Origin of the sequence: Microbacterium bovistercoris (assembly GCF_003387575.1) — a bacterium.
GTDB classification, from domain to species: domain Bacteria; phylum Actinomycetota; class Actinomycetes; order Actinomycetales; family Microbacteriaceae; genus Microbacterium; species Microbacterium bovistercoris.
On record NZ_QUAB01000017.1, the window covers coordinates 41,946 to 59,896 of the forward strand.

General features: G+C 67.5%; 22 protein-coding genes and 3 tRNA genes. 18 read left to right on the forward strand and 7 right to left on the reverse strand.

Features of this window, described 5'->3' with window-relative positions:
- Positions 1-153: 153 nt before the first annotated feature.
- On the reverse strand, positions 154-738 hold the full coding sequence (locus tag DY023_RS04030) for a hypothetical protein (RefSeq protein WP_116241067.1): 585 nt from the start codon (positions 736-738) through the stop codon (positions 154-156).
- A 141-nt stretch (positions 739-879) separates the two neighbouring features.
- Between DY023_RS04030 and DY023_RS04035 the strand changes: the two genes are divergently transcribed.
- The 7 genes from DY023_RS04035 to DY023_RS04060 are packed head-to-tail and all read left to right on the forward strand — an operon-like array spanning position 880 to position 6,174.
- Complete coding sequence (locus DY023_RS04035) at positions 880-1,278, forward strand: plasmid replication, integration and excision activator (protein WP_116241068.1); 399 nt, start codon at positions 880-882, stop codon at positions 1,276-1,278.
- A complete protein-coding gene (locus DY023_RS04040) occupies positions 1,278-2,684 on the forward strand; it encodes an FtsK/SpoIIIE domain-containing protein (protein WP_116241069.1) in 1,407 nt (468 codons plus the stop codon). The genes DY023_RS04035 and DY023_RS04040 overlap by 1 nt, the downstream gene beginning before the upstream one ends.
- The gene (locus DY023_RS04045) at positions 2,681-3,094 is read left to right on the forward strand and encodes a hypothetical protein (protein WP_116241070.1); all 414 of its coding nucleotides are present in this window, start codon (positions 2,681-2,683) and stop codon (positions 3,092-3,094) included. Before DY023_RS04040 ends, DY023_RS04045 begins: the two co-directional genes overlap by 4 nt.
- Positions 3,081-4,439, forward strand: a complete 1,359-nt coding sequence (locus DY023_RS04050; protein WP_342770980.1) for a replication initiator — start codon at positions 3,081-3,083, stop codon at positions 4,437-4,439. The genes DY023_RS04045 and DY023_RS04050 overlap by 14 nt, the downstream gene beginning before the upstream one ends.
- Positions 4,432-4,671 carry a helix-turn-helix transcriptional regulator gene (locus tag DY023_RS17915; RefSeq protein ID WP_181905716.1) on the forward strand — a complete coding sequence of 80 codons (240 nt, stop codon included), beginning with the start codon at positions 4,432-4,434 and terminating at the stop codon, positions 4,669-4,671. The genes DY023_RS04050 and DY023_RS17915 overlap by 8 nt, the downstream gene beginning before the upstream one ends.
- A complete protein-coding gene (locus tag DY023_RS04055) occupies positions 4,658-5,800 on the forward strand; it encodes a tyrosine-type recombinase/integrase (protein WP_181905717.1) in 1,143 nt (380 codons plus the stop codon). Before DY023_RS17915 ends, DY023_RS04055 begins: the two co-directional genes overlap by 14 nt.
- On the forward strand, positions 5,797-6,174 hold the full coding sequence (locus tag DY023_RS04060; RefSeq protein ID WP_116241073.1) for a hypothetical protein: 378 nt from the start codon (positions 5,797-5,799) through the stop codon (positions 6,172-6,174). The genes DY023_RS04055 and DY023_RS04060 overlap by 4 nt, the downstream gene beginning before the upstream one ends.
- Here DY023_RS04060 and DY023_RS04065 read toward each other — a convergent pair.
- Positions 6,165-6,467: a hypothetical protein gene (locus tag DY023_RS04065; RefSeq protein WP_116241074.1), complete on the reverse strand. Its 303-nt coding sequence runs from the start codon at positions 6,465-6,467 to the stop codon at positions 6,165-6,167. The two genes, DY023_RS04060 and DY023_RS04065, sit on opposite strands and share 10 nt — an antisense overlap.
- 146 nt (positions 6,468-6,613) lie before the next feature.
- Between DY023_RS04065 and DY023_RS04070 the strand changes: the two genes are divergently transcribed.
- Positions 6,614-6,916 carry a hypothetical protein gene (locus DY023_RS04070; RefSeq protein ID WP_116241075.1) on the forward strand — a complete coding sequence of 101 codons (303 nt, stop codon included), beginning with the start codon at positions 6,614-6,616 and terminating at the stop codon, positions 6,914-6,916.
- A gap of 693 nt (positions 6,917-7,609) precedes the next feature.
- Here the strand turns inward: DY023_RS04070 and DY023_RS04075 are convergent.
- From DY023_RS04075 to DY023_RS04085, 3 genes are all read right to left on the reverse strand, one after another.
- Positions 7,610-7,682, reverse strand: a tRNA-Phe gene (locus tag DY023_RS04075).
- 69 nt (positions 7,683-7,751) lie between these two features.
- Positions 7,752-7,825, reverse strand: a tRNA-Asp gene (locus tag DY023_RS04080).
- Between the two features lie 26 nt (positions 7,826-7,851).
- Positions 7,852-7,924 (reverse strand) — tRNA-Glu (locus DY023_RS04085).
- 232 nt (positions 7,925-8,156) lie between these two features.
- On the opposite strand from DY023_RS04085, the gene DY023_RS04090 reads away from it, so the two are divergent.
- The gene (locus tag DY023_RS04090; RefSeq protein WP_116241076.1) at positions 8,157-9,524 is read left to right on the forward strand and encodes a M23 family metallopeptidase; all 1,368 of its coding nucleotides are present in this window, start codon (positions 8,157-8,159) and stop codon (positions 9,522-9,524) included.
- A gap of 65 nt (positions 9,525-9,589) precedes the next feature.
- On the opposite strand, the gene ppa is transcribed toward DY023_RS04090, so the two are convergent.
- Entirely contained in the window at positions 9,590-10,081 is a 492-nt protein-coding gene (ppa, locus tag DY023_RS04095; protein WP_116241077.1) for an inorganic diphosphatase, read from the reverse strand.
- A gap of 99 nt (positions 10,082-10,180) precedes the next feature.
- Here ppa and tilS point away from each other — a divergent pair, with 99 nt between their 5' ends.
- Positions 10,181-11,161 (forward strand): tRNA lysidine(34) synthetase TilS, encoded by a 981-nt coding sequence (gene tilS / locus DY023_RS04100; RefSeq protein ID WP_116241078.1) that lies wholly within the window; start codon positions 10,181-10,183, stop codon positions 11,159-11,161.
- A 329-nt stretch (positions 11,162-11,490) separates the two neighbouring features.
- On the opposite strand, the gene DY023_RS18355 is transcribed toward tilS, so the two are convergent.
- On the reverse strand, positions 11,491-12,081 hold the full coding sequence (locus tag DY023_RS18355) for a DUF937 domain-containing protein (RefSeq protein WP_116241079.1): 591 nt from the start codon (positions 12,079-12,081) through the stop codon (positions 11,491-11,493).
- 84 nt (positions 12,082-12,165) lie between these two features.
- On the opposite strand from DY023_RS18355, the gene hpt reads away from it, so the two are divergent.
- The 8 genes from hpt to DY023_RS18140 form a co-directional block, all read left to right on the forward strand.
- The gene (gene hpt, locus DY023_RS04110) at positions 12,166-12,717 is read left to right on the forward strand and encodes a hypoxanthine phosphoribosyltransferase (RefSeq protein ID WP_116241080.1); all 552 of its coding nucleotides are present in this window, start codon (positions 12,166-12,168) and stop codon (positions 12,715-12,717) included.
- A gap of 62 nt (positions 12,718-12,779) precedes the next feature.
- Positions 12,780-14,774: an ATP-dependent zinc metalloprotease FtsH gene (ftsH, locus tag DY023_RS04115; RefSeq protein ID WP_116241081.1), complete on the forward strand. Its 1,995-nt coding sequence runs from the start codon at positions 12,780-12,782 to the stop codon at positions 14,772-14,774.
- Between the two features lies 1 nt (position 14,775).
- The gene (folE, locus tag DY023_RS04120) at positions 14,776-15,387 is read left to right on the forward strand and encodes a GTP cyclohydrolase I (protein ID WP_116241082.1); all 612 of its coding nucleotides are present in this window, start codon (positions 14,776-14,778) and stop codon (positions 15,385-15,387) included.
- Positions 15,384-16,298, forward strand: a complete 915-nt coding sequence (gene folP, locus DY023_RS04125) for a dihydropteroate synthase (RefSeq protein ID WP_116241083.1) — start codon at positions 15,384-15,386, stop codon at positions 16,296-16,298. The genes folE and folP overlap by 4 nt, the downstream gene beginning before the upstream one ends.
- 102 nt (positions 16,299-16,400) lie before the next feature.
- Positions 16,401-16,766, forward strand: coding sequence for a dihydroneopterin aldolase (gene folB, locus DY023_RS04130; RefSeq protein ID WP_116241088.1), 366 nt, complete (start codon positions 16,401-16,403; stop codon positions 16,764-16,766).
- Positions 16,763-17,338 carry a 2-amino-4-hydroxy-6-hydroxymethyldihydropteridine diphosphokinase gene (folK, locus tag DY023_RS04135; protein WP_116241084.1) on the forward strand — a complete coding sequence of 192 codons (576 nt, stop codon included), beginning with the start codon at positions 16,763-16,765 and terminating at the stop codon, positions 17,336-17,338. The genes folB and folK overlap by 4 nt, the downstream gene beginning before the upstream one ends.
- On the forward strand, positions 17,335-17,799 hold the full coding sequence (locus DY023_RS04140) for a DUF3180 family protein (protein ID WP_116241085.1): 465 nt from the start codon (positions 17,335-17,337) through the stop codon (positions 17,797-17,799). Before folK ends, DY023_RS04140 begins: the two co-directional genes overlap by 4 nt.
- Positions 17,768-17,951, forward strand: a 184-nt coding sequence (locus tag DY023_RS18140; protein WP_220347229.1) for a hypothetical protein, incomplete at its 3' end; no start/stop codon positions are given. The genes DY023_RS04140 and DY023_RS18140, both read left to right, overlap by 32 nt.

Below are 17,951 nucleotides of genomic sequence, written 5' to 3' on the forward strand. Positions count from 1 at the left end.
GCGAATGGGACTCGCCTCCGTCGCGCGACGGGCGGATCGGCCGGCGAGGAGCGCCCGGACCGCAGCGAAGCGAGGACCGGACGCACCGCAGATGGGCGAGCTGACCATCGCGCCGCCGGCCGGAGGCCGGCCTTGAAGGAGTAGAGAAAGTTCTCACAGGTCGTTGGGCTCCACGGCGCCAAGCTCTGCGAGCAGCCTGCTCGCAATGGCCCGAGGGTCCTCGGGATCGGTTGTCGTGAGGAGTCCGCTGTCGATCTCGTCGGCGAGGTATGCCGCAGTGTCGTTCTCCGAGATGGCGCGGGCGAGCGACGGGATTCCCGTCGCTATAGCGGCAGTCAGCGTTGTCCACTGAGGCGAGTCATTGATGGGGGTACGTCCAGCAGCCGCTGCCTTCTCGAACTCCCTCAGCGCGGCAATTCCTTCTACGGTCGACTTCGAGTACCGGCTCGAAACAGCCTGAGGACTCGCGTTCTGGGCGCGAGCCACGTTCGCCATGGTCGGGCGTGGCTGATGGAAGCGATGAGCATAAGCGGTCAGGAACGACCGAAGGTCTTTTGACGCCTGCAGGACTGCTTCAGTTTGCTGAAGGGTCTCCGTGAGCTCATCGTCGATGTCGTGGGCACCCCGAGGCCAAGTAATCGCCTCCAGGGCTGCAGCGTGGTGCGCGATGTTGGCGCGTAGTGCGTCAATCACGATCCGCACGCTCTCTGGAACTTCGCCCCACTGGACGTCTGCCATCACTACCTCCCGTGCAGGTTCAGTGTAGGGCATGCGTTTATAAGTGTCAGGTTCAAGAGTACGTATGCCATAAAGAAAACTTGACAATGAAGGGATTGCGGTAGATCCTGATGTCGTCAACAACGACGAAGGAGGAGCAAGATGGCACTTCAGTCAGGAATCCCGGTGAGCTTCGAGGCCTACTTCCCGCGTGGCGCGTACATGGTGGGCGAGGTCGAAGCCGTCGTGAAGTGGTCGGACGACGGCCAGCGGCAGGGCCAGGACGCAGACAAGTCGAGCGGCAAGCCGCTGTGGCAGGTGCGCGTCATCGACGCGGATCCCGAAGCTCGCAAGGGTCAGAACGAGGTCACGGTCAAGATCGCGAGCATCTCGCAGCCGACCGCACCGCCGGAAGCGAACGGACTGCCCTTCCGCCCGGTGATGTTCGAGGGCCTCTCGGTCACGCCCTACGTGAAGGAGACGGGCGGGCGCCCCCGTGTCGCGTTCTCGCTCCGGGCGAGCGAGATGAAGCCTGCCGGCAAGCCCCGCGGCGGTGAGTGATGAACTGGTCCTGGACTGCCGAGCGTGAGTACTGGGCGTGGGAGATCCCGAAGCTGTGGCGGGTCGGAAAGTGGGTTCTCCTCGCGGTGATCCTGCTTTCCTTCGTGGGAATGATCCCGGGCGTCGGACAGGTGATGAATCTGCTGATCGTGTCGATCCCCGTCGCTGCCATCGTCCGCAGGATCATCGCGGTTCGACACTTCGACCAGATTGCGCACAAGCGGTGGCAGGCACGCACGTCGAAATGGATTCGCGAGAACTGGACGGGGCTCGCGCGCAACCTTCGTCTCGAGGTGCGGGATCTCGCGGGCAATCCCGTCGTCGCAGGTGTGGGCCGGCCGGTGTGGTCCGAATGGTCATGCGTGGTGCCTGTCGTCCTTCCTGCGGGGCTGGTCCGGGAAGACCTTGTAGCTGCAACTGGTCACATCGCGCAGGCCCTCGGCGCGGTTCGAGTGACGGTCCTGGGCGATCGCATCGGGGCGCTCGCCCTGAGCGTCGAGTACGTCGACGTTCTCGGGCAGCCCTTCTCGTTCCCACTCGGAGGCGCATGGGACGGGAAGACCGTGCTCATGGGCGTCACCGAGAGTGGAGCGGAGTGGCGTATGCCGATCGGTCCTCACACGCTCGTCGCAGGCTCGTCCGGCAGCGGCAAGGCATCACTGGTCTGGGGGCTCCTCCTGGGGCTGGCCCAGCCAATCCATCAGGGCCTCATCGAGGTCTGGGGGATCGACCGCAAGGGCGGCATGGAACTCGCCATGGGGCGTGACCTGCTGACCCGCTTCGCCGACGATGCTGCGCATTCGGTTGTGCTGCTCGAGGAGGCGGTGGAGCAGATGCAGGCTCGGGCGCGCTCGCTTGCCGGGCGCACCAGGCAGCACACGGCATCGATCGACAGTCCGACGGTGATCGTACTCATCGATGAACTCGCGGCACTCACGGCATATGAGACGGACAGGGACATGCTCAGGCGTGCGAATGCGGCGATAGCGACTCTGGCATCTCAGGGGCGGGCGGTTGGCTTCGTGCTCTTCGCCTGTCTGCAGGACCCGAGGAAGGAGACGCTCCCGGCGCGCGGACTCTTCACCCAGACCGTGGGGCTGAGGCTTCGCGATCGAATCGAGACCGCGATGGTTCTAGGTGAGGGTGCGGTTGCCGCCGGCGCACTGTGTCATGAGATCTCGCCGACCACTCCGGGAATGGCCTACGTCCTCCCGGAGACGGGGGCCGCGCCAGAGCGAGTTCGCGCAGCGTTCGCACCCGATGAGCAGATCCGTGAGGCAGCTCTGGCGTACTTCGCACCGCATCCGCGGCCTGTCACGGTCCCGGTTCAGGAAGAAGAACCTGCTCCGCGGCGCACTCGTACTCGTCGTCCCAGGAAGAACACCGAACAGCAGGAGGAGTCATGAACAAGTCAGTCAAGGCGACGATGATCATTGCCGGAGTTGTTGGAGCGATCGCGTTCTTCGGGGGAGGCGTGCTCGTAGGGGCAGCTGTCGCGGGCGTAGACAGCCGCGTGTCCGCCGCGGAGCGTGGGCCCAAGCCGGTTCCGTGCAACCTGACCATGACATGGGATCGTGCCTCGCAGTCGTTCTCAGCGGGATATGACGAGTCCGCGTTCGTCAGCAGTACTCCGGAGTACGGACGTATCGCCAACCTCTCGTGTTCGGATGGCGAGATTCTCGCCTGGCAGACGCAGCGACGCGCGGATGGGCTTGATGACGAAGTGTGCCGCCCGGTGCTCTCCGACGGTGTGGATGGTGCCGTGCGGGTTGTCGGTTGTGCCTTCCCGGTGGTGGTGGATGATGACGCTCGGTGAGGTCGTCGCGTCCCGGCTCCGGAGCCCGGACTTCGATCGGTGGATGGCCGGCGCCGCTCGCGTCGGGTTCTGCTCGAACCCCGTTCGTCTCGTCGGGTCGTCGGCGACGATGGACGGAGGCACAGGCGAGGTCCTGCGCGAATTTGCGACGTCACGTCAGCCCGACGGACTGACCTACGTCCGGTGTGGGAATCGCCGTGCACGCCGTTGCGAATCATGCAGCCATGAGTACAAGGGTGACACGTGGCACATGATCATGGCCGGTGCAGCCGGTGGGATGAAGGGGGTGCCCGAGGGCGTAGCGGAGCATCCGATGGTGTTCCTGACTCTCACGGCTCCATCGTTCGGGGCGGTCCATTCGCCAGCTGGATCCTCGCGGCGGGGAAAGTGCGCTCATGGCATCGATCGTGGATGCCGCTGTGAGCACGCGGAGGGAGACGCGGTTCTTGGGGATCCGATGTGTGCCGAGTGCTACGACTATGCCGGGCACATCGTGTGGCAGTTCTTCGCGCCAGAGCTTTGGCGGCGATTCACGATCCTGCTCAGGCGCCATCTTGCGCGGGAACTCGGACTCACTCAGCGGGTAGCTGCTGAACACGTCCGGCTTCAGTTCGCGAAGGTCGCCGAGTTTCAGCGGCGTGGTGCCGTGCATTTCCACGCGATCATCCGTCTCGATGGCGTGAGCGAAACGGAAGAATTTCCTCCGCCACCAGCCGACGCGGGGGAGCGCGAGCTGATCGCAGCCATCCGCTCTGCCGCGCGCGCCACAGCCTTCGAAGCTCCTCTGGTTCCCGGGGAGGGAACTCGACGGATCCTCCGTTGGGGCGTCCAGCTCGACGTGCGTTCGATCGTTCGTCGGGAGGGGCTGGGCGGGGCTCTGTCGGATCGAGCCGTGGCCGCCTACATCGCCAAGTACGCGACCAAGGCGACTGAAGACCTCGATGGGCGGGCAGACGGACGGGCGCACGTCAGACGGCTCAAGGGCACCGCCGAACTCATCGCCGAGGACGACGCTGACGGCGCCTACGCGTTCCTTGGCAAGTGGTCGCACATGCTCGGCTTCCGAGGACACTTCTCGTCGAAGTCTCGGCGCTATTCGGTGACGCTCGGTTCCCTCAGGGAGGCGCGGAGGAGGTGGCGACTCGATCGGATCATCGAGGAAGCGCGCGAGGAAGGGCACGAGATCGAAGAGGTGCTGGTCGTCGGCTCGTGGAGCTTCGCAGGCATGGGCTGGCTCAACGAAGGCGATCGCGCCCTGGCGATGGATGCTGCACGGGCGGCTCGGGAGTGGAGAGACGCACGGCGGGTGCAGTTCAACACAAAGGAAGGAGAGAAGGATGATTGACCAGATGAAGCTCGTCGACGATGGTGCGGCGACGGACCTGGAAGAGCTGGACGCATACCTGACTCGTCGAGAGGTCGCAGCGCGGTGCCGGGTCCCGCTGTCGACGTTCGACTCGCTGCGGCGGCAGGCGCGAGTCCCGTTCCCGGATGCTCACATGGGCAAGCACATGCTTTGGCGCGCATCGACGATCGAAGCATTTCTCGAGTCTGGCGGCACTCGTGGTCTCGAATAACGCCAGGCTCGATCCGAAGACGCGCAAGCCTCTCCCAGAGGGCATCCGCTACCGCGCGGATCGGAATCGGTATCAGGTCAGGGTCTGGGCCATCGGGCTGAATGGTGAATGGCGAGAGCGGAGCTTCCTCGTGCCGACGCTGTCTGAAGCAAAGCGGTTCCGCGCTGAGGCGCAGACTCGGATCAAGCCTGACGGCGCAATGACCCTCTCGGGATGGCACTCGCAGGCGTGGCCAGCGATCCGGGACAGCGTCAGACCGTCGACGGCCCGCGCATATGACGTCTCTTGGCGAAAGCGGGTGAAGCCGTGGCTCGGGCACAAGAAGCTCGAAGCGATCACCGTCGGCGACATCGAGGCGGCGATTGCCGGATGGGACGGCTCCGCGTCGACGCGCATTGACGCCCTCGCGTTCCTAAGCCGGCTTCTCGACAACGCGATGCGTGCTGAGATCATCCCTCTCAATCTGGCGCGCCTCGCCCGTCGGCCACGACCGGAAGCTCACCACAGCCTTCGTTCGCGGGCACTCACGACAGAGGAGGTCGATCTGCTCATCGCGTCCATCGAAGACGGGGTATATCGCCGGTACATCGCGGCTCTCGCATACACGGGCATGCGCGCAGGGGAGGGGGCAGCGCTAAAGGTCGGTGACGTGGACCTCACGGCAGGCGTGATTCATGTCCGGCGCAGTCTGTCGACCGGACGCACCGGGCAGATTGTGGAGCAGTCACCGAAGAGCCGGAAGGAGCGCACGGTGCCGCTTCCCGCCAAGCTGCGGCCCCATCTCACGGTTGCGATGCAGGGGAAGCGCCGCACGGAACTCGTGTTCACCGGGCCGCGGGGCGGGAAGCTGAATGGCTCCAACGTCAGACGCGCCGTCGACTGGAAATCGATCAGGGTGAAGCTCGATCGAGAGGATCTTCGCATTCACGACCTGCGGCACACACTCGCCACGATGCTGTTCGACGCCGGGGCGGCAGCGAACGACGTCCAGGCTGTGCTTGGGCATTCGAGCATGCAGGTCACTGAGAAATACAGCAGGGCGCGTGCGGATGTGGCAGTGCGAGCGGGGCGGGCGCTCGACCAACTGTTTTCAGCAGACGAGAGAAAGAAGCAAGGAGAAGAACGATGAACATTGTGGTGCTCGAGGTGCAGCGGACAAAACGTCAGGACATGAGCTCCGAGAAAGCCCAACTTGTCGGGCAGTCGCTCGCAGCTGACGCTGCTGTGCTCGCAGTTTGGATCGCCGCGGACGGGAACGATGCAGTCCGTGGTGTGCCGAGACTGCAGTTCGCTGTGCGCGGGACGGATCCAAAGGCAGCGGCATACGAATTCGAGCCTGCTGTAACGAAGGCTGCAAGAGAACACCGCGTGAGGCTGTCTGTGTGCTACTTCACTCGAAGGGATCCCGACGTCGTTCCTCAGGAGATTGCGGAGGCGCTCGGCGTCAAGGTGATGCCGAATCACGCGACAGTGGTCTCGATGATCAAACGCCCTCACATGTGAAATGTGGGCGCCGGTCGCGCGCGCTCCGGCACATACTCGCCGGCGCTGTCTTCCGGGCCGCAGAGCGCGAGGCACTCTGGGCAGTATGGCTGTGCGTCCATAGCGGACCGATTGGGGCCGAAGCACACCAGGCTGACGCCACAGAGCGCGAATGGGTGGCGCTGGTCCACTCCGGAGAATACCTCGGCCAGCATGTCGGCCGCATGCTCGTCATCGTCAATGATGTGCAGGTAGCGGTCGCGCCACTCCACGTCGTTCCACGCGCGAACCTTCGGCTGAGCGACTGTGAGCATGGCTCCTCCTTCCGGAACTACTCCGTTGACTTCAGCATTGCTCGTGCGTCCGACGTCGGTGGCCGGAGGCAGCATTTGTAGTCCTAATCGGGTACAAACGCTGCAGCGCGGTGCGGAGCAAGCACGCTCTGGGGAAGGATGACGACATGAACCTCTACCTGGTGCGCAATGACCGCGGGCGTGCGGTCTGGGTTGCCTGGGAAGACGACGAGATGCGGATCTGGTCGTACCTGCAGAACACCGGAAAGTTCCACCTCAATCAGGGGCTCTATCTCGACTTCTACTTCGATCAAAACAACACGTACGAGCCGGCTACGGTCGAGACGGCAAGACAGGCAATCCGGGACGGGGTCGGGCATCTCGACGCGCGGGTCTGGGCCCACCGCATTCGGCGATTCGAGGCAGATCCCGCCGCTCGCGCGGCTGATGAGGTGCTCCGTCACGGTTGACTCGTTCAGCGCCGCGAATCGATGCCGTTGGCGCAACGGAGCTGTTGCCCAACTTGTCCAGCAGCTTGCTGGATCGTGTGAGGACTACACGCAGCCCGTTGTTCATCGGGAGCGCGACGATTGGTGACCGTGACATGTAGGGACTTATAGGGACTTATAGCGAACCACTAGATCCCGCTATAACTGCCTATACCCGTGTCACTAGGACTTCGACAGCTCCCGGGCGCCGAACATCTCGACTCGGCCGGGGCCGGGTGTGTTCCTGCGAGCCCGCTGGCCTTCGCATTGCCCGGCGCGTTGCCCCATGTCCAGCAGCTTGCTGCGCAGATCAGGTCCTGACCTGCGTCGACGCAGATCGCCGGCCGTCGGTGCCAGTGGCTCGTGTGCAATGGGTCGTTGCACAAATAGTCCAACGGCTCGTTGGACATCTGATTGGCCAACGACCCGTTGGAGAATTGCTTGAGACCAAGGGCCACTTCCCGAGTTCCCGGCACAATCCCGGCACAAGCTCTGGCAGCGGCGCGTTCCGTCTCGCTGCGCTCGCTCAACGACCGGGGCTTCGACTGCTCAGCAGCCGGGCCGGATCAGCCCGGGAGGACGCCTCAGAAACCGCTCCTCACCAGGGGAAAGCAAAACCCCCGCGATGTAGAAGCTACGCGAGGGTTTCTGGGACCGTTGTAACGACGGTCCTTGTGGCTCCGACCGGCATCGATCCGGTGACCTTTCGATTTTCAGTCGAACGCTCTACCAACTGAGCTACAGAGCCTCACGGCACATCATGATCTGCCGCGTCTTAGACGAAGAGCCTCCTCGAAAGAAGGCTCATCGCTAGGAGCGACCCTGACGGGACTTGAACCCGCGACCTCCGCCGTGACAGGGCGGCACGCTAACCAACTGCGCTACAGGGCCATAACTATTCAATTGTATCGGATGAGTGACCCCAACGGGATTCGAACCCGTGCTACCGCCGTGAAAGGGCGGCGTCCTAGGCCGCTAAACGATGGGGCCGAAGGTCTGCCTTGGGGGCGTTCCTTGCCGACGCTCAAGCATAAGCGAAGATCTTCCCAAAACGCGAATCGAGGGCGTGCCCTCTGTCGCTCGGGCGTGTTTCGAGGCACCATAGGAGGTGGTGAGCCGTGCCCGACGGCACTTGTCAGCGAGCGCGACGCCCACGCACGCCTGTTGCAGTTGTGACGGATGTTGTTAGTGTTGCAGCTGTGAAACCGGCGAAAGGAGCCGTGTGAACGACGAGAGATACCCCGCCGATGCGTCAGCAGACGCCGACTGCGGGTGCGCTCCGACTCCTGGCGAGCGACGCAGCCTCTGGACGCAGAACGGCGTGACCCGCCGCAATGCGCTGACCATCGGTGCGCTCAGTGTCGCCGCGCTCGGCATCTTCGGCGCCGGTGCCGGCGTGACCGCAGCACACGCTGCCGGCTACCCGAGCTGGGACGACGTGCAGAGGGCCAAGGCGAACCAGGCGGCGAAGGCCGGCGAGGTCACCCGCATCCAGGGCCTGATCCAGGGCCTCACGACCAAGGTCGCGCAGACCAGGGCCGCTGCCGAGAAGGCGGGCGAGGAGTTCTACGTCGCCCAGCAGAGCTTCTTCGACGCCGCGCAGCAGGCGGATGATCTGCAGACTCAGGCCGAGGAGCAGGCCAAGCTCGCCGAGGAGACGTCGGCGAAGGCAGGACAGGTCGCCACGCAGCTCTACCGCAACGGCGGTGAAGACTCCACCCTCGAGCTCTTCTTCAGCGGATCGGCCGCGAACGCCGACGGGCTGCTGTCGCGCCTCGGCACGATGGACAAGCTCCTCGAGTACAACCAGTCGGTGTACGACAACGCCGTCGCGGCACGCAACTCCGCGCAGGCGCTGAGCGACAGGGCACGCGTCGCGCGCGACGAGCGCGACCGCCTGCAGAAGGTCGCCGAGCAGAAGATGGTCGCGGCGCAGCAGGCAGCGGACGCCGCTCAGGCCGCGCTCGAAGAGAGCGAAGCGAACCTCGCCACGTTGCAGGCGCAGCTCGCCGCGCTCCAGGACCAGACCACGAAGACCGTCGCCGCCTACCAAGAGGGCGAGCGGGTCCGCAAGGCAGCGGAGGAGAAGCGTCGTCGCGAAGAAGCCGCCCGTCTCGCCGCTCAGGGCGGCGGTGGCGGCGGTGGTGGCGGTGGCGGAAAGCCCAGCTCCAGCGGCTGGGTGCGTCCGCACGGCGGACACCGCAGTTCGGGCTACGGCCCGCGCCCCAGCCCGTGCTCGGGCTGCTCCAGCTTCCACCGCGGCGTCGACCTCGCGAACGGCTGCGGCGCTCCGATCTACGCAGCCTCGTCGGGTCGAGTCGTGTACTCGGGGCTGAACGGCACGTTGCACTCCGGCTACGGCTACTACGTCAAGATCGACCACGGCGGCGGCATCGGCACCGGCTACGGGCACATCCGCCCGGGCGGGTTGGCCGTGCGCTATGGACAGTCGGTCCGTGCCGGTCAGGTCATCGCCTACGCGGGGACGACCGGCTCATCCAACGGCTGCCACCTGCACTTCGAGGTGTACAAGAACGGCGGCACCATCAATCCGATCACCTTCATGGCGGCGCGCGGCGTCTCGGTCTGAGCGCCCGGCACAAACGAGAATCCCGCGGACCTGAGGTCCGCGGGATTCTCGTATCTGGCGAGAGGTCAGTGACCCTCGTTGGCGAAGCGCTGGATCGCCTCGTTCAGGATCCGCTCCGCCTCGGCGGCGTTGCCCCACTCGTCGACCTTGACCCACTTGCTGGGCTCGAGGTCCTTGTAGTGCTCGAAGAAGTGCGAGATCTCGTCCTTGGTGTGCTGCGGCAGGTCGTCCACGTCGTGGATGTGCGCCCAGCGCGGGTCCTTCGACAGCACTGCCACGAGCTTGTCGTCGCCACCGGCCTCGTCGCTCATCTTCAGCACGGCCACGGGGCGCACGTTCACGACGACGCCCGGGTAGATCGGGTGGTCGAGCAGGACCAGCACGTCGAGCGGGTCGCCGTCCTCGCCGAGGGTGTCGTCGAAGTAGCCGTAGTCGGCCGGGTACCCGAAGGTCGTGTAGAGCACGCGGTCGAGGTGCACCCGACCGGTCTCGTGGTCGACCTCGTACTTCACGCGGCTGCCGCGCGGGATCTCGATGACGGCGTCGTGTGCGCCCATGCGTTCTCTCCTTGTTTTGACGGCATCTGCGGATGCCGGAAGACGGTGGGATGCCGCCCACAAGCCTACTCCGGGCGACCGGGCCACTACCGTGGGGATGTGGCAGAAGGATCCCTCGACCCCGCCGTCGCCGAAGTGCGCCGGGCCGTGCGTGCGACGCTCCCGGAGAGCGGCACCGTGATCGTCGCCCTCTCCGGCGGCGCCGACTCGCTGGCGCTCGCCGCCGCGACCGCCTTCGAGGCCCGCTCGCGCGGGCTCGACGTGGTCAGCGTCACGGTCGACCACGGTCTACAGGAAGGATCGGCGGATGCTGCAGCGCGGGCCGCCGCCACAGCTGAGAGCCTCGGGATCCGGGCGCAGGTCGTGCGCGTCGATGTCGAGTCCGCCGGCGGACCGGAGGCCGCGGCACGGGATGCCCGGCACGCGGCGCTGCGCGCGGCCGCGGCGTTTGAGAACGCTCCTGTGCTCGTCGGCCACACCCTCGACGATCAGGCTGAGACCGTGCTGCTGGGACTGGTGCGCGGCTCCGGTGCCACCAGCCTGCAGGGCATGGCGCCGCGTCGGGAGGACGAGGACGGCACGGTGTGGCTGCGCCCGCTGCTGGGCGTCCGGCGTCAGACCACCCGCGCCGCGTGCGCGGCATCCGGTCTGGAATTCTGGGACGATCCGCACAACGTCGACCCGCGCTTCACCCGCGTACGCGTACGCGAGCGGGTGCTGCCCGTGCTCGAGACCGAACTCGGACCGGGGATCGCGGAGGCCCTCGCCCGCACCGCCGAACAGCTCCGCGAGGACGCTGAGGCGTTCGACGAGATGATCCACGAGACCATCGAGGACATCGTCGAGCACGCCGAGGCGGGCATCTCGGTGAGCGTCGCCGCGCTCGCGGCCAATCCGGCCGCGCTGCGCAACCGCATCATCCGGCTCGTCGTCGGCAGCGAGTTCGGGGTCAGCCTGACTCGCATCCAGACCCTCGAGGTCGCGCGCCTGGTCACCGACTGGTCCGGGCAGGGCCCGATCGACCTGCCGGGCTGCGCCGCCCGCCGTACCGGCGGGCGCATCGTCTTCACCGCCCGCTGACCGCGCAGCGCGAATCGTTGAGTCGAGTCGCGCGAGCCGCCGCCCGTGTTCCGGTCGCATTCCGGCACAGTGTTGTGCGCCCGGACTGTGCTCGTTTGCGACCGGAGCGCTCGCGGGCCGGGCGCTCGCTGTTCCCGTCGCATTCCGGCACAGTGTTTCGCGCCCGGACTGTGCTTATTTGCGACGGGAGCGTCTCGCGGGGCCCGCGCTCGCTGTTCCCGTCGCGATTCGGCACGGTGTTTCGGCCGCGGACTGTGCTCGATTGCGACGGGAGCTCGCAGAACGAAGCGGCGGCCGGAGCATCCGCCCCGACCGCCGCTGGGAACTCGTTACTTCTTACCGCCGAAGAGGCCGCCCAGGATGTCGCCGAGACCGCCGCCGGCGGAGCCGCCCTGCGAGCCGCCGCCGAGCAGACCCCCGAGGTTGCCGAGGATGTCGCCGAGGCCGCCGCCCTGCTGAGCGCCGCCCTCTCCGCCCCCGAGCAGACCGCCGATGACGTCGCCGATGCCGCCACCGCCGCCCGCGGCCTTGCCCTTGTTCGCGTTCGCGATGAGCCCGAGCACGATCGGTGCGAGCACCGGAAGCAGCTTGCCGAAGTCGATGCCGCCGGCCGTCTTCTCAGAGGCGTTCAGCGCCTGCGCGACATCCGTCTCCTTCTCGCCGAACACGTGCTTCACGATCTTCTCGCCGTCGGCCTGATCGACGTCGTCGACCGAGGATGCCCCGGAGAAGCCCTCGTGCCGGCTCAGCGCCTTCTCGATCGCGGCAGAGCCCTCGTCGGTCTCGGCGTTCTTCGCGAGTCCGCCGAGCAGCGCTGCGCCGCCCTCCTTCACGGCCTGCGCGGCCACATCCGGGCTGACCCCGAACTTCTGGGCGATGTCGTCGATCGGCACCTGCTTGAGGATGTCGTTGATGTCCATATCCTGCTCCCCTTGCGGGACGGGCGCCCGCATCACCGCTCACAGTAGTGCGGATGCCCGGCATCCGTCGCCTAAAATCGATCCATGCGCGCCGCTGAGATCCAGGACGACCTTTCAGAGATCCTCGTCACCGAGGAGCAGATCCGAGAGAAGCTCGACGAGCTGGCGGCGCGAGTCGCCGCCGACTATGCGGGCAAGGATCTCCTGCTGGTCGGTGTGCTCAAGGGCGCTTTCGTCGTGATGGCGGACTTCGCGCGCGCCCTTCCGATGCACGCGCCGATCGACTTCATGGCGGTGTCCAGCTACGGCGCCAGCACCAAGTCCAGTGGTGTGGTGCAGATCCGCAAGGACCTCGACACCGACCTGCACGGCAAGCACGTGCTGATCGTCGAGGACATCATCGACTCCGGCCTCACCCTCAGCTGGCTGCTGGAGAACTTCGAGTCCCGCGGTGCGGAGTCGATCGAGGTGCTCGCGCTGCTGCGCAAGCCCGAGGCGGCGAAGGTGCACATCGACTGCAAGTACGTCGGCTTCGACATCCCGACCGAGTTCGTGGTCGGCTACGGCCTCGACTACGCCGAGCGCTACCGCAATCTGCGCGACGTCGCCGTCCTCGCCCCGCACGTCTACAGCTGAGCTGTCCGCCCACGGCGAATCCCAGCGGATGCCACAGGTTCGGGCGGTACGCTGATCCGATCATGGATGTCAAGAAGGTCTCCCGGAACCCGCTGATCTACGTGGCGCTGATCGGCCTGCTGCTGTTCGGCGGCTTCCTGCTGATCTCGAACCTCAGTGCACCGCAGACGATCACCACCCAAGAGGGCTTGAAGCTGCTCGAGGGCACGACCGTGACCAAGGTGATCACCACCGACGGTGATCAGCGTGTGGACATGGAGCTCTCCAAGCCCTTCAAGGACTCCACCGCCGTGCAGTTCTACTACACGCAGGCGCGCGCCGACGAGATCGTCGAGGCTGTCAACGCCGCGGAGCCCAAGGACGGCTTCAATGACGTCGTGCCGCAGCCCAGCTGGTTCAGCGGCTTCCTGTCGATCTTCCTGCCGATGATCATCCTCGGCCTGCTGTTCTGGTGGCTGCTCTCCTCCATGCAGGGCGGCGGCAGCAAGGTCATGCAGTTCGGCAAGTCCAAGGCGAAGCTCGTCAACAAGGAGAGCCCGACGGTCACGTTCGCCGACGTCGCCGGCTCGGATGAGGCCATCGAGGAGCTCCAGGAGATCAAGGAGTTCCTGCAGGACCCGGCCAAGTTCCAGGCGATCGGCGCCCGCATCCCGAAGGGCGTGCTGCTGTACGGCCCTCCCGGAACCGGTAAGACCCTGCTCGCCCGTGCCGTCGCCGGCGAGGCGGGTGCCCCGTTCTACTCGATCTCCGGTTCGGACTTCGTCGAGATGTTCGTCGGCGTCGGCGCGTCCCGCGTGCGCGACCTGTTCAACCAGGCCAAGGAGAACGCCCCCGCGATCATCTTCATCGACGAGATCGACGCCGTCGGCCGACACCGCGGCGCGGGCCTCGGCGGCGGCAACGACGAGCGCGAGCAGACGCTGAACCAGATGCTCGTCGAGATGGACGGCTTCGACCCGAACGCGAACGTCATCGTGATCGCGGCCACCAACCGTCCCGACATCCTCGACCCGGCGCTGCTGCGCCCGGGCCGCTTCGACCGCCAGATCGGCGTCGACGCCCCCGACCTCAAGGGCCGCCAGCGCATCCTCGAGGTGCACGCCAAGGGCAAGCCGCTGTCGAAGAGCGTCGACCTCGAGGTCGTCGCCCGCAAGACCCCCGGCTTCACCGGTGCCGACCTCGCCAACGTGCTGAACGAGGCCGCGCTGCTGACCGCCCGCTCGAACGCGCAGCTGATCGACAACCGCGCCCTCGACGAGGCCATCGACCGCGTGATCGCCGGCCCGCAGCGCCGCACCCGCGTGATGAAGGACAAGGAGAAGCTCATCACCGCGTACCACGAGGGCGGCCACGCTCTCGCCGCAGCGGCGATGAACCACACCGACCCGGTCACCAAGATCACGATCCTGCCGCGCGGCAAGGCCCTCGGCTACACGATGGTGCTGCCGCTCGAGGACAAGTACTCGGTCACCCGCAACGAGCTGCAGGACCAGCTGACCTACGCCATGGGCGGCCGCGTCGCCGAGGAGCTCGTCTTCCACGACCCCACCACCGGTGCCTCGAACGACATCGAGAAGGCGACCAGCATCGCCCGCAAGATGGTCATCGAGTACGGCATGACCACCGAGCTCGGCCCGGTCAAGCTCGGATCCGAGGGCGGCGAGCCCTTCGCCGGCCGTGACATGGGCCGCGGACGCGAGTACTCCGAGTCGGTCGCCGAGCGCGTCGACATCGAGGTCCGCGCGCTCATCGAGCAGGCTCACAACGAGGCCTACCAGGTGATCAGCGAGAACCGCGACATCCTCGACCGCCTCGCACTGGCGCTGCTCGAGGAGGAGACCCTCGACCACAACCAGATCGCGGAGATCTTCACCGACGTGCGCAAGCTGCCCGAGCGCCCGCTGTGGCTCTCCAGCGACGAGCGCCCGGTCTCGGCGCAGCCCCCGATCGACGTGCCGAAGCGTTCGGAGGTCGGCATCGCCGCGCAGACCGCGGCGCCCGCCGGAACGACGCGGCCCCAGCCGCAGGCGGGACACACCCGGCCCGCGACGGCCTGACGTGGCCGTCGACAAGCGACGCGTCGAACGGCTCACCCGTGAGCTGCTCGAGGCGATCGGCGAGGACCCCGACCGTCCCGGACTGAGGCAGACGCCGGCGCGGATGGCGGAGCTGTACTCGGAGTACTTCTCCGGCGTGCATGAGGATCCGGCGGCGCCGCTCGCGCACACGATCAGCGTGTCGCGCGGGCCCGCTCCTGAGACCCTGCCCTCCGGGGCGGTGCTGCTGCGCGGCATCCGGTTCCGCTCGGTGTGCGAGCACCACCTGCTGCCGTTCGCCGGGCACGCGCACATCGCGTACCTGCCGGGGGAGCAGGTCGTCGGACTCGGCGCGCTGGTGAAGGTCGTCGAGATCCTCGCCGCACGCCCGCAGGTACAGGAGCGACTCGGCGAGCAGATCGCCGACACCATCGCCGAGCACCTCGACGCCCGCGGCGTGCTGGTCGTGATGGATGCCACGCACGGCTGCGTCACCATGCGCGGCGGGCGCCAGCCCGAGGCCTCCACTCTGACGATCGCCGCGCGGGGCGCGTACGCCGATCCGGTCGCACGCACCGAACTGATCACGCTCATCGGCGCGGGCCCCGGCCCCTCCGCGTGGAGCCAGGAATGACCGGCATCTGGGGCATCCTGAACATCACGCCCGACTCGTTCAGTGACGGCGGGCGGCACATGGACCCCGGGAAGGCGCTCGCGCACGCGCACCGGATGCGCGCCGAGGGCGCGAGCGTGATCGACGTGGGCGGCGAGTCCACCAGGCCCGGTGCTGCACGTGTTCCGGTGGCCGAGGAGCAGGCGCGGGTGCTGCCGATCATCGAGACGCTCGCCGACGCCGGCATCCCGATCTCGGTCGACACACTCAACGCCGACACTGCGGTGGCCGCCGTGCAGGCGGGTGCGCGGATCGTGAACGACGTCTCCGGCGGTCTCGCCGACGAGCGGATGCTGGCCGCCGTGGCGCCCACCGGCGCCGACATCGCCATCGGGCACTGGCGGGGGCCGTCCGATGACATGTACGCGCGCGCCCAGTACGTGCGCACGGCGCGCGAGGTCGCAGGTGAGCTGCGCGAGCGGATCGCCGCCGCGGCGGCCGCCGGCATCGCGCCGTCGCGCGTGATCCTCGATCCCGGCATCGGGTTCGCGAAGACCGGCGCGCAGAACTGGGACGTGCTGCGCGGCCTCGACGAGATCGTCGCGCTCGGCTCGCGCGTGCTGATCGGCACCTCGCGGAAGCGGTTCCTCGCGGAGACGCTCGCTGCCTCCTCCGCTCCGGTCTCATCCGTTGCGGGTGCGGCGGGCGCTTCTTCCGTTCCGGTCTCAACTGTTGTGGGTGTGCCGGGCGCACCACCCGCATCCAGTGAGACCGGAGCGGTGGACCAGCAGCGCCGCGACCTGGCGACGGCCGTGACCAGCGCGCTCGCGGCGCGGGCCGGCGCATGGGCGGTGCGGGTGCACGACGTCGCCGCGACGCGCGACGCGCTCGCGGTGCTCGGCGCCTGGGACGGCGAACTCACCGGTCGCTGAGCGCCCTTCGGCTCGTCGCTGCGCTCCTCGCTCAGGAGCCGCGGCCGAGCGAGACGAAGGGCGTCTGTCATAGGACCGCCGTAGGCTGGGGGCGTGGACTTCATGGACCAGATCGTGCTGACCGGGTTGACCGTGTTCGGACGCCACGGCGTATTCGAGCACGAGCGCAGAGACGGGCAGGAGTTCACGATCGACCTGACCCTGCACCTGCCGCTGAGGGATGCCGCGGCATCCGACGACGTCGCCGACACCGTGCACTACGGTAAGCTGGCCGAGAAGGTCGCGGCGATCGTCGCCGGCGAGCCGGTGAACCTCATCGAGACCCTCGCCGAGCGCATCGCCGACGCGGTGATCGAGGACGACCGGGTGCAGGTCGTGCAGGTCACCGTGCACAAGCCGCATGCGCCGATCCCCCTGAACTTCGCCGATGTGTCGGTCTCGGTCACGCGAGGGAGGGCGCACGTATGAAGCATCCGCGCCCCGATCGCACCCTGACGCACCTGACCGGCTTCCCCGACCCGCGGCCCGGACGGCAGCCCGAGGTCGCCGTCGTCGCGCTCGGCTCGAACCTCGGCGATCGCGGTGAGACCCTGGAGCGTGCGGCCGAGCGGCTGCGCCGCCTGCCGCTGGTCGACGAGGTGCGGATGTCGGCGCCGATCGAGACCGTCGCCGTGCACCTCGGCGGCCCCGACCCGGATGCCCCGCGCTACCTGAACGCCGTCGCGCTGGTGACCACCCGCCTCGCTCCCGAGGTGCTGCTCGGCATGCTGCACGCCGTCGAGGAGGAGGAGGGCCGGGTGCGCCGGGAGCGCTGGGGCGACCGCACGCTCGACCTGGACCTGATCGCCTACGGCTCGTTCGCCAGCGAGGAGCCGCACCTGCACGTGCCGCATCCGCGCGCCGCGGAGCGGCTGTTCGTGCTGGAGCCGTGGCTGTCGCTCGACCCGGATGCCGTCCTGCCGGGCCGTGGACGGGTCGCCGACCTGGTCGCGACGCTCCGTGGGGCCGCTGACGCGGGTGACCGCGGGAGCACACCGTGAGGCGCACCTCGCCCGGTCTTCTGGCGGTGCTCGTCCTGCTCGGCTTCGCGGTCGGCTTCGCGGTCGACCACTTCCTCACCGTCTCGGGGCAGGCGACCTTCACCCCGTCGATCTTCCTGCCCGTGCTGCTCGTGGTGCTCGCCGTCGTGGTCGTGCTGCTGGCCCTTCCCGTGCGGCGCAGCGTGCACGGCGGCACCCGCATCGATCCGTTCCGGGCGCTGCGTGCGGCGACCCTGGCGCGGGCCTCCAGCCTGCTCGGGGCACTCCTGCTCGGGTTCGGCGCGGGGCTCGGGACCTTCCTCTGGTCTCGCCCGGTCGCCCCGCCGGTAGGGTCTACAGTGGCGACGGTCGCCGTCGTGGTCGGTTCCATCGTGCTGATCGCCGCGGCTCTTCTCGCCGAACAGTTCTGCACCCTGCCGAAGGACCCCGATGACCGAGAGCCAGACGACCCCGCCGAGTGACCAGAACGAGCCCGGTGCGCCCGTCCCGCCCGTGATGCCGCCGGTGCAGCCCGCCGCCGCGCCGCCGGCTCCGCCGGCATCCGCGCCCGTCCCGCCGGCGCCGGGCGCTCCCGTGGCGCCCCCTGCGCCCGCGACGGTCGTGCCCCCGACGC